We start from the raw sequence: 10,119 nt of genomic DNA on the forward strand, positions 1-10,119 counted from the left end.
CTGTGCTATCGAGATTGGACAAATTTGGAAACTTAATTAACGGAATTGGTATTATACCAAATTGTATGCTATCCCCTACGTTTAAAACGTATATTCCGGCTGTTATTTAACTGTTTTTATTATGTTATTTTGCTTATAGAGATCAAATATTGTCTATGTTTTAAATTTCTAAATAGGTGTACTCTATATATTATGTTATCGTTTAATTGTCATACACATGACAATGAAATATGAAAAACATTAAGAAAAGCAATTTATTATTCATTTTATTAAAGGACTTACTTATGAAAAAATTAATCGCTATAGCTGCACTCGCTGTATTACCTTTTACTAATGCAATGGCTGACCCAGATATTGGTTGTGGTTTGGGTTCAATGGTAATGAGTGGCCAAGACGGTAAATTATTTAAAGTCTTAGGTGCAACTACAAATGGTACTTCAGGTAACCAAACTTTTGGTATCACATTTGGTACATTAGGTTGTGATGGTTCTGGTACAGTAACTGCTGCCGCTAAAGTTTCTTTATTCATCGATGGAAATATGGATAATTTAGCGCGTGATATGTCTAAAGGTGAAGGTGAAACATTATCTACACTGGCTGAAGTATGGGGCGTACCAGCTGCTGACCAAGCAACATTTAATCAAGTTGCACAAGCACATTTCTCTGATGTATTTACATCTGAAAATGTAACTTCTCAAGATGTGTTAGAAAACCTAAACACTCTAATCTCAAATGATGCACAACTTGCTTCATATGAGCTTTCTTAAACTCTTTCATCTTTGAGAATAAAGCTCCTTCGGGGGCTTTTTGTTTACTGGCTATGAATAAATTAATCATTTTTATACTTTGTTTGGTATCCCATTCCCTATTTGCAAATAGCAGCTTTCCATTAAAAAGTATTGCTAAAGAAAATTACTGGTTACAGTTAGGTCACTATCATAGTAACTTTTTTGGTGGTTGGGAAAGTGAGGTCGATGAAGATAGTTTTTTTATTGCTTCTGATGGTAAAACCAACCCCGCAGCAGAGTTACAAGCAACCCTAGATGCCTTTAATGGTAAAAACTTAACAGAACAACAAAAACAAACATTTATTTGTCAGTTCCCCGCTCGTTTTACATGGTTAAAAAGTAAGGTTGATAATCACTGGGGGGAGTTAAATTGCCCTGAGTTACAAGAGTGGAAAACAGTGATTGATCCTGAAGGTATTACTCTTGTTTTTCCGACAGCCTTTATGAATAACCCGTCTTCAATGTTTGGACACACCCTATTAAGAATTGATGCCAAAGATCAAACGCGTAATAAAGAGCTTGTTGCTTTTGCTGTTAACTTTGCCGCTGATCCTGATCCAGAAGATAATGCAGCTATGTATGCTTTTAATGGGCTAGTTGGGTCATACCCAGGTCGTTACTCTCTGATGCCGTATTACCGAAAAGTAAGGGAATATAATGACTTAGAGTCACGTGATATATGGGAATATAAGTTAAATCTTGATGATAAAGAAGTTGAAAAAGTATTGTTACACCTCTGGGAGTTACAATCGGTTTATTTTGATTATTTCTTTATCGATGAAAATTGTTCATACCAATTGCTTTCGTTATTACAGCTAGCTCGTGAAAATCTAGATTTAACGGCTTCTTTTAATATGCATGCTATTCCTGCTGATACTGTTGCTGTATTAAGAGAGAATGGACTCCTACAAGATCCTAACTATCGACCGGCATTTGGTACTAAATTGTTTCATTATTCGGAACAACTTTCAGATCAAGACTTAGCCATTGCAAGAAAATTTACGATAGGTGAAACACCCGATATTAGTGAGCGTAGTGAGTCTGATCAAGCTGCTATCTTGGAGATAGCTTATGAATGGCTAAACTATGACTTTTATAATAAAGGGTTAGATAGAAAAGTCGTTGCACCACGTTCAACAAAGTTGCTTATAGCGCGTAGTAAGTTAAAAGTTAGCTCCCCTTACACTCAACCAGAAAAACCAGCGATTTCGCCTGAGTTAGGGCATGCTTCTTCACGATTAGGGTTATCAACTACCTTCAGTAATGAGTATGATTATAATACGAGCTTATCTTATCGTTTGGCTTATCATGATCTATTAGATAAATCAGCGGGTTATATTCCTGGCGCTCAAATTAGCTTTTTTGATGTGGAAGCCAGTATCAAGGACTCGGGGCATACTAGACTAGAGCAACTATACCTGATTGATGCGATCGCGATTCCTGCAGATAATCGCATTTTTGATAGTTGGTCTTGGAATATTCAAGTAGGTTTCGATCGCCAACCAGATCTAATTAAACAAAGTAATCGGTTTTTTACCCAGGGAGGATATGGGAAAACCATTGGTAATCCTAACACGCTACAAGCTTATGCATTGGGTTCAATTGAGGTCAATGGCGGTGATATTACAGATAACCGTATAGTATTTGGTTTAGGCTCTAAACTAGGTGCTATTTGGCAGGTCAATCCAGATCATAAAGCTATGTTAACCGGGAATATTATCTATTTGGCTGATACCGATGTGAACTATCATTATAATGCAGATTTAGATTGGAACTGGTCTTTAAGCCGTAATTGGGCATTACGTGGCAAATTACGTTATCAACAGTGGCATGTTGAAGATGCAGTGGCAAAACTTTCCCTTTTCCATTATTTTTAGTCTTTATTGAGTGGCAACGATATCTTTTTGCTGCCACTCAACCAGTTCTGTTTTTCCTTTTTCTGATAAAGCATAAACACCTCTTGATACTTTATTAAACCAACCGTAATGATTATTGTATAAAAACTGTGTGGCTTGCGGCTCCTGTATTGCTTTGTTTACTTGCATACCGGTACAAGAGCTTAGCGTCTTCATATACTCAGCTATTCGTATAGAACGTTGGCGGTATGCTGTTAAACCAGCTTTACGTGTTGTTGAGCCCCCTTTTTGTGTATCACCTTGTCGTTGATGAAACTCTTTCAATAAAGCTTTCTGTTTGCGTTTGTTTTTTTGTGGTGTGTATTCTTTTGGATCTCGAATGACTTCTACGTAGGCATGCTCTTTTTGTATATCTACAACCATTAATCCTAGTCCTAGTCGAGCAACTAGCTTTTTAACTTGTTTTTGTTTCTTTTTATAAATGGCTGATTGTTTAGGAATCGCAATATAGACAATATCAGCTAAGCTAAATCGATCAATTGACTGCAATAGCAGTGTTATATTAAGTGTTAACTTTAACTCTATAATAATAACCTCATCGTCTTTTATGGCAACAATGTCACATGACTTTATTTCTCCTTTAACCTGATAACCAAGGTTAGTTAAAAACTGTTTGATCGGAGTATATAGGTCACTTTCTTTTAAATTATTGTGCATATTTATAGGATTACTTTTTGAGTGTGAGTGTTTACTTACATTTTGCTTTATGTATTGTATATTATTAAATCAGTTTTTACATAAAAGCTAATATTTATAACTTAACACTTTATCTCGATAAAGTGTTTGCTGGTGGATTCAGTCCTAGTTATTATTTTATGTTAAAACCCTGTAAAGTTAACCTATACAATGTATTGCCATTGGTATAATTGTTGCCAATAGGTATAATGGATTTCATTTTTTATAACCAACTCGAAGCCTAAATCATGCAAAAATTCGATACAAAAACATTCCAAGGGCTAATTCTTGCATTGCAAGATTTTTGGGCTCGACAAGGCTGTGCAATTGTACAACCTCTTGATATGGAAGTCGGGGCTGGAACATTCCACCCACAAACTTTTTTACGTTCAATTGGTCCAGAGCCAATGAGTAGTGCTTATGTACAACCATGCCGTCGCCCTACTGATGGTCGTTATGGTGAAAACCCTAACCGTTTACAACACTACTACCAATTCCAGGTTGTTTTAAAACCTTCTCCAAAAAATATTCAAGAACTGTACTTACAGTCGCTTGAAGAGATTGGTATTGACACATCTATCCATGACATCCGTTTTGTTGAAGACAACTGGGAGTCACCAACATTAGGTGCTTGGGGCCTAGGTTGGGAAATTTGGTTGAATGGAATGGAAGTGACTCAGTTTACTTACTTCCAACAAGTTGGTGGGCTTGAGTGTTCACCTGTTACTGGTGAGATCACTTATGGTCTTGAACGTCTTGCAATGTACATTCAAGGTGTAGACAGCATTTATGACCTAATTTGGACAAATGGTCCAATGGGTAAAGTGACTTACGGTGATATTTTCCATCAAAATGAAGTTGAACAATCTACTTATAACTTTGAGCATGCTGATGTTGATGCCCTATTTGGCCAGTTTGACCAATGTGAAAAAGACAGCCAAGGTTTAATTGAATCTGGTTTACCTCTTCCTGCTTATGAACAAGTTATGAAAGCATCCCACGTATTTAACTTGTTAGATGCTCGTCATGCTATTTCTGTTACTGAGCGTCAACGTTACATCTTACGTGTAAGAGCATTATCAAAAGCGGTTGCAGAGGCTTATTACGCGAAACGCGAAGCACTTGGTTTCCCACTTTGTAAAAATTTAGATAAGTAGAGGCAAGTTTCATGTCACAAGAAAATTTACTGATTGAGTTGGGGACTGAAGAGTTACCACCAAAATCACTTCGTAAACTTGCAGAGTCATTTGCTAGCAATATCGAAGCAGAATTAAATAAAGCAGAGTTAACTTTCGATAAAGTTGAGTGGTTAGCTTCACCAAGACGTTTAGCTGTCGTGGTATCTAACTTATCAGCTACACAAGCTGATAAAGTCGTAGAGAAACGCGGTCCTGCTGTTAATGTTGCATTTGACGAAAGCGGTAATGCAACTAAAGCTGCTGAAGGCTGGGCTCGCTCTAACGGTATTACTGTTGATCAAGCTGAGCGACTAGTGACCGATAAAGGTGAGTGGTTACTATTTAAATCTGCAGTTATAGGTCAAGACGTTAATACTTTAATTCCTGGTATTGCAGCGACAGCATTAACTAAACTACCCATTGCAAAACCAATGCGTTGGGGTAGTGCAAGCACACAATTTATTCGTCCAGTACACACAGTAACTATGTTGTTTGGCAGCAAATTAATTCAAGGTGAACTATTAGGTGTTGCTTCAGATCGCGTGATTCGTGGTCACCGTTTCATGGGCGATGCTGAATTAGTACTAAAACATGCTGATGATTACCAATCATTACTTGATGATTCAGGTAAAGTTATTGTTGATTATGAACGTCGTAAAGCCATTATCCGTGAGCAAGTAGAAGCTGTTGCTGCACATGAAAATGGTATTGCTGCTATCGATGAAGAGCTATTAGAAGAAGTTACTTCATTAGTTGAATGGCCTGTTACGTTAGTCGGTTCTTTTGAAGATAAGTTTTTAGAGGTCCCTTCTGAAGCACTTATCTATACAATGAAAGATAATCAAAAATACTTCCCTGTACTAGATAAAGATGGAAAACTATTACCTCGATTTATTTTTGTTTCAAACATTGTAAGTCGTGATCCAGTTCAAGTCATTTCTGGTAATGAAAAAGTAGTTCGTCCTCGTTTAGCTGATGCAGAGTTCTTTTTTGAAACAGATAAAAAGAAAACTCTAGAAAGTCGTTTAGATTCTTTATCAAGTGTATTGTTCCAAAAACAATTAGGTACATTAAAAGAAAAATCAGAGCGAATCAGTGCGATTGCTGAGAAAGTTGCGGTTAAAATAGAAGCTAACCCTGAACATGCTCAGCGTGCTGGTTTGTTATCTAAAACTGATTTAATGTCTGAAATGGTAATGGAATTCCCTGACGTACAAGGCGTAATGGGCATGTACTATGCTCGCTTTGATGGTGAGAACGAAGAAGTGGCTGTGGCTTTAAATGAGCAATATCTACCACGCTTTGCTGGTGATAAATTACCAACTTCATTAGTGGCTTGTGCTGTTTCATTAGCTGATAAATTAGATTCACTAGTTGGTATCTTTGGTATTGGTCAAGCACCTAAAGGCGATAAAGACCCATTTGCTTTACGTCGTGCTGCGATTGGTTTATTACGTATTATTACAGATAAAAATTTAGACCTGGATATTGTTGAACTAGTTGAAATTGCAAAATCTGAATACGCAGAAAAATTAACAAATGATAATGTCGTTAACGATGTTGTTGACTTCTTATTTGCTCGATTCCGTGCGACTTATCAAGCGGCAGGTTATTCTGTTGAGTTAATTCAATCTGTTTTAGAGCGTCGTCCTACTAAGCCAGTTGAATTTGAAAAACGTATTAAAGCTGTTGCTAAGTTCCAAACTTTACCAGAAGCTGCGCCAATTGCTGCTGCAAATAAACGTATTAGTAATATCCTAGCGAAAGTAAAAGATGATATTAGCAATGATATCGACGTTAATTTACTAGAAAATGGTGCTGAAAAGTCACTTTCTGAGATTTTAGAGGCTCTAGAATGCAATCTAAGCCCTTTATTTGAGAAGGGAGACTACGAGTCTGCATTGTTCGAGTTAGCTAGCTTAAAATCGCCTGTAGACGATTTTTTCGATTCAGTTATGGTAATGGCTGATGATTTAGCGGTAAAAAATAACCGTTTAGCACTTTTAAACCGCTTGCGTAATTTATTCTTACAAGTTGCAGATGTTTCTGTTCTATAGACTTTACTAGATAAATTTTATCGTCATTATAAAAAGCTCAATTTTACTGAGCTTTTTTGTTTCACGTGAAACATCATTACACACTCATTTTTCACCACTATTTCAAATTGCATCAATTGCTCATAAACAGCTGAAAGAGTATTATACCAATCACACTAATTAACTGATCTATTTTACTTGTTAAAATAACTTATTTCTTCGTTGTAATTTTCGTAAATAGAACAACTATTTAACTCAAATTACGCCTTGAACTCAGTCATTTTTCCTGCGCAAAATTTAGATCACTTATTTAATATAATTGGTATTATTGAAAAATTCCTTAACGAGGAATAATAATGCAAATTTTTATAAATATTCTGTGTTTCATATGAAACATTAACCTCCCTACTATTAACTTAAATTGGATTTACAATATGCCCTATTCACTATTTGGAAATAAATTCTCTAAACATTCAGGTATCACTGAGCTGATGGATGATCTAAATGCAGGGGTAAAAGGAGGTGATGATATACTTATGTTAGGGGGAGGAAATCCTGCGACAATACCAAAGTTAAACGAACGTTTTACAGAGTTAATGGCTACATTACTCGAACAAGGTAAGTTAATTGATACGTTAGCAAACTATGATGGCCCTAAAGGTAAAGATGCATTTATCGCCGCTTTAGTTGAAATGTTTAACGATCTTTATAATTGGAATTTAACCGCTGAAAATATAATGCTTACCAATGGCAGCCAAAGTGCATTTTTCTATTTGTTTAATTTACTTTCTGGTGAGTTTGATAACGGCAGAAAAAAGAAAATACTCTTCCCATTAGCACCTGAATATATCGGATATGCAGATGCAAGTTTATCTGAAGATACATTTATCGGAGTCAAACCTCGTATAACTGAGTTAGATAACCAACAATTTAAATATAATGTTGACTTTGATGCTCTTGAAATTGGCGATGATATTGGTGCTATTTGTGTTTCTAGACCAACGAACCCAACCGGTAATGTTCTCACTGATCAAGAAATTGAAAAGCTAGACCGCTTAGCTAAATCGCATAATATTCCTTTAATTATTGATAATGCTTATGGCACACCATTTCCAAATATTATTTTTGAAGATGTTAAACCACACTTCAATGACAATACTATTCTATGTTTAAGTTTATCTAAGTTTGGGCTGCCAGGTGCTCGTTGTGGGATTGTAATTGCCAATACAGAAATCACTAAGGCGATGTCAAACTTGTCAGGCATTATGGCGCTATCTCCGGGTGGTATTGGACCAGAAATAGCATTACCACTGGTTAAAAATAAAGAGATTATTAAAATCAGTAATGACATTATTAAACCTTTTTATTATGAAAAATCACAACGTGCAATTAAATTACTTACAGAGAAAATACCTAATAGTAACTTTAGGATCCATAAATCTGAAGGCGCTCTCTTTCTATGGCTATGGTTTAAAGACCTCCCTATCAGTTCACATGAGCTGTATAAACGATTAAAAGAAAAAGGCCTTATTGTTGTTTCTGGGCATTACTTTTTCCCTGGTTTAGATAACGAATGGCAACACATTCATGAGTGTCTACGTTTAAACTATGCTCAAGCTGATGATGTTGTTGAGCGTGGTGTAGATATTCTTGCTGATGTTGTTAATGAGCTATATTCAACAAGTATATAAATAACATCTTATTGAAGGCCTTTGTTTCACGTGAAACAAAGGCCTTATTTATATGTGTCATACTATTGTGTTTCAAGTAACTGGTTACTGTTTTTTAATTGAATACTTTCCATTTTAAAAACTATTTTCTATATCCTCAGCTATAAAACCCTAACAACAATGTATGTTAGTTGTATTAATCCTTTTATTTAGGTTATTAAGCTTCTCTTCATTTTCCTGATGATGCTAACGAACGGCTTTTTATTGTTCATATGCTTTTGTGTTTCACGTGAAACATAAGTTAATAATATCTTCACACGACTATTACTTATTACGTTATTTGTTGTTGTTAATTTACTATCGAGCTGGTGCTCTTATTCTCTTCATGCAATATCAATGAATGTAATTGATTTTATTTAAAATATGAATTCTGATTGGTTCCATTGTTAACTTTAAAACGTATTACCTGACACTCTTAAGTGCATTGCTAGACTTTACAAAACCCTCTTTTTGCCCTATATAAATATTGAATAATCTGGCTATATAATCTGATAAAAAGAGTTTAATTACCCTACCCATAAAATAACGAAGAAGATGCTATGTAGTTTGGGTTAATAGATTTGCAGTTAAATACAGTATTCAATTTTTCATGGTAGTACACCTGATACTTACATGACTAGGATTTACATAATCACACTTTACATGTTCACTAAGTATCACTTGATCATAATAGTTCTGTGTTAATTATTTTTCTCTATGGCCTACTGTTTTTTATTATGGGCTGATTCATTAATAGAATTAATATTATGCGTACTTCAATTTATTATTAGTATGGTAGTGGTCATTATTTTAATCTGTTGGACTAACTGCCCTTTTGTTTCACGTGAAACAAAAGGTAAATGTAATCACTAAGCGCATTGTTCAAGTTACCTATAAGAGAATGACATTCCCCTTATATATCAAACTAACTACTTTAAATTGATACCCCAAAAGGTCGCGATATCCCCTTTATTTTTTTTGCTTAAACTTAGCAATTAAAGCTGTAGGTTACTTTGGCCTGTAATGACATTCTTCTTGGTACTTGAACAAATCTTTAACTATTGATGTTATATCTGTCGGTATTGCGAAGCTTCCGTTCAAGATAAATAAAGTGCTTCGTTTGTGGGCGTTCAAAAAAGTTGAATCACTCAAACCCACTATCACATTGTAAATTTTCAGTGACAGTTAATGAGTATATTGGTCACTTACCTGTAATTAAATCGTTACCTTTTAATAAGGTAATGAGATTTCCAATAAAGAAAATGATTGACCTGTTAACGTCAAAAAGTTGAATTACTGAAACCCACTGTTGCGTTGTAATTGCTAATTATAGTTAATCGATTTATTGGTCACTCACCTTGAAATTAAACCGTTACCTTTTGATAAGGTAATAAGGTTTCCAGTAAAGAAAGTAATTCATTTATTAAAGTACAATAGATTGAACTCATGACGACGAGAGTGACATTGTAAGCGTTAATTGTTGTTAATAGACATATCGCAGTAGAAGTCATTTAGTCAGCACTGATAATCGCCCTATTCGCATTCTCAAGTCATCTTCAATGGAGATGCGCTGTTGCGCTAATGACAAACTAAACAGAAGAGTAGCAAAAGGTATTGTAAATATTATGACCTTCAAATTATTGAATACCGTGAAATAGCATTGTTTGATAGGTTTAGGTTACAGTCATTATATTAATGGCATTTAATCTAATAGACACAATTATATCTCTATACATATTTTTAATTATTTATAATGGCTAAATATTCTGGTCAAGTATAACTGGACACCTGACTTTGTAAATTTTCATAGTTAATCG

6 protein-coding genes are annotated in these 10,119 nt (G+C 35.0%); 5 read left to right on the top strand and 1 reads right to left on the bottom strand.

The window, feature by feature from the left end; translation table 11 throughout:
* Positions 1-284: 284 nt before the first annotated feature.
* Complete coding sequence (locus V6256_RS13820) at positions 285-767, top strand: DUF3015 domain-containing protein (protein ID WP_341598813.1); 483 nt, start codon at positions 285-287, stop codon at positions 765-767.
* Positions 768-820: 53 nt separating this feature from the next.
* On the top strand, positions 821-2,665 hold the full coding sequence (locus tag V6256_RS13825) for an Lnb N-terminal periplasmic domain-containing protein (RefSeq protein WP_341598814.1): 1,845 nt from the start codon (positions 821-823) through the stop codon (positions 2,663-2,665).
* A 3-nt stretch (positions 2,666-2,668) separates the two neighbouring features.
* Here the strand turns inward: V6256_RS13825 and V6256_RS13830 are convergent, their stop codons facing one another.
* Entirely contained in the window at positions 2,669-3,361 is a 693-nt protein-coding gene (locus V6256_RS13830; protein WP_341598815.1) for a DUF2161 family putative PD-(D/E)XK-type phosphodiesterase, read from the bottom strand.
* A gap of 266 nt (positions 3,362-3,627) precedes the next feature.
* Between V6256_RS13830 and glyQ the strand changes: the two genes are divergently transcribed.
* The 3 genes from glyQ (at position 3,628) to V6256_RS13845 (ending at position 8,284) form a co-directional block, all read left to right on the top strand.
* Complete coding sequence (gene glyQ, locus V6256_RS13835; RefSeq protein WP_341598816.1) at positions 3,628-4,536, top strand: glycine--tRNA ligase subunit alpha; 909 nt, start codon at positions 3,628-3,630, stop codon at positions 4,534-4,536.
* An 11-nt stretch (positions 4,537-4,547) separates the two neighbouring features.
* The gene (glyS, locus tag V6256_RS13840) at positions 4,548-6,614 is read left to right on the top strand and encodes a glycine--tRNA ligase subunit beta (RefSeq protein ID WP_341598817.1); all 2,067 of its coding nucleotides are present in this window, start codon (positions 4,548-4,550) and stop codon (positions 6,612-6,614) included.
* 413 nt (positions 6,615-7,027) lie between these two features.
* A complete protein-coding gene (locus V6256_RS13845; protein WP_341598818.1) occupies positions 7,028-8,284 on the top strand; it encodes a valine--pyruvate transaminase in 1,257 nt (418 codons plus the stop codon).
* Positions 8,285-10,119: the final 1,835 nt, after the last annotated feature.

Source organism: Psychromonas aquatilis (assembly GCF_038155185.1).
GTDB lineage: Bacteria > Pseudomonadota > Gammaproteobacteria > Enterobacterales > Psychromonadaceae > Psychromonas > Psychromonas aquatilis.

Coding starts and splice junctions, on each gene's coding strand:
- V6256_RS13820 (WP_341598813.1), top strand. CDS start 285: ATGAAAAAATTAATCGCTATAGCTGCACTCGCTGTATTACCTTTTACT.
- V6256_RS13845 (WP_341598818.1), top strand. CDS start 7,028: ATGCCCTATTCACTATTTGGAAATAAATTCTCTAAACATTCAGGTATC.
- V6256_RS13825 (WP_341598814.1), top strand. CDS start 821: ATGAATAAATTAATCATTTTTATACTTTGTTTGGTATCCCATTCCCTA.
- glyS (WP_341598817.1), top strand. CDS start 4,548: ATGTCACAAGAAAATTTACTGATTGAGTTGGGGACTGAAGAGTTACCA.
- glyQ (WP_341598816.1), top strand. CDS start 3,628: ATGCAAAAATTCGATACAAAAACATTCCAAGGGCTAATTCTTGCATTG.
- V6256_RS13830 (WP_341598815.1), bottom strand. CDS start 3,361: ATGCACAATAATTTAAAAGAAAGTGACCTATATACTCCGATCAAACAG.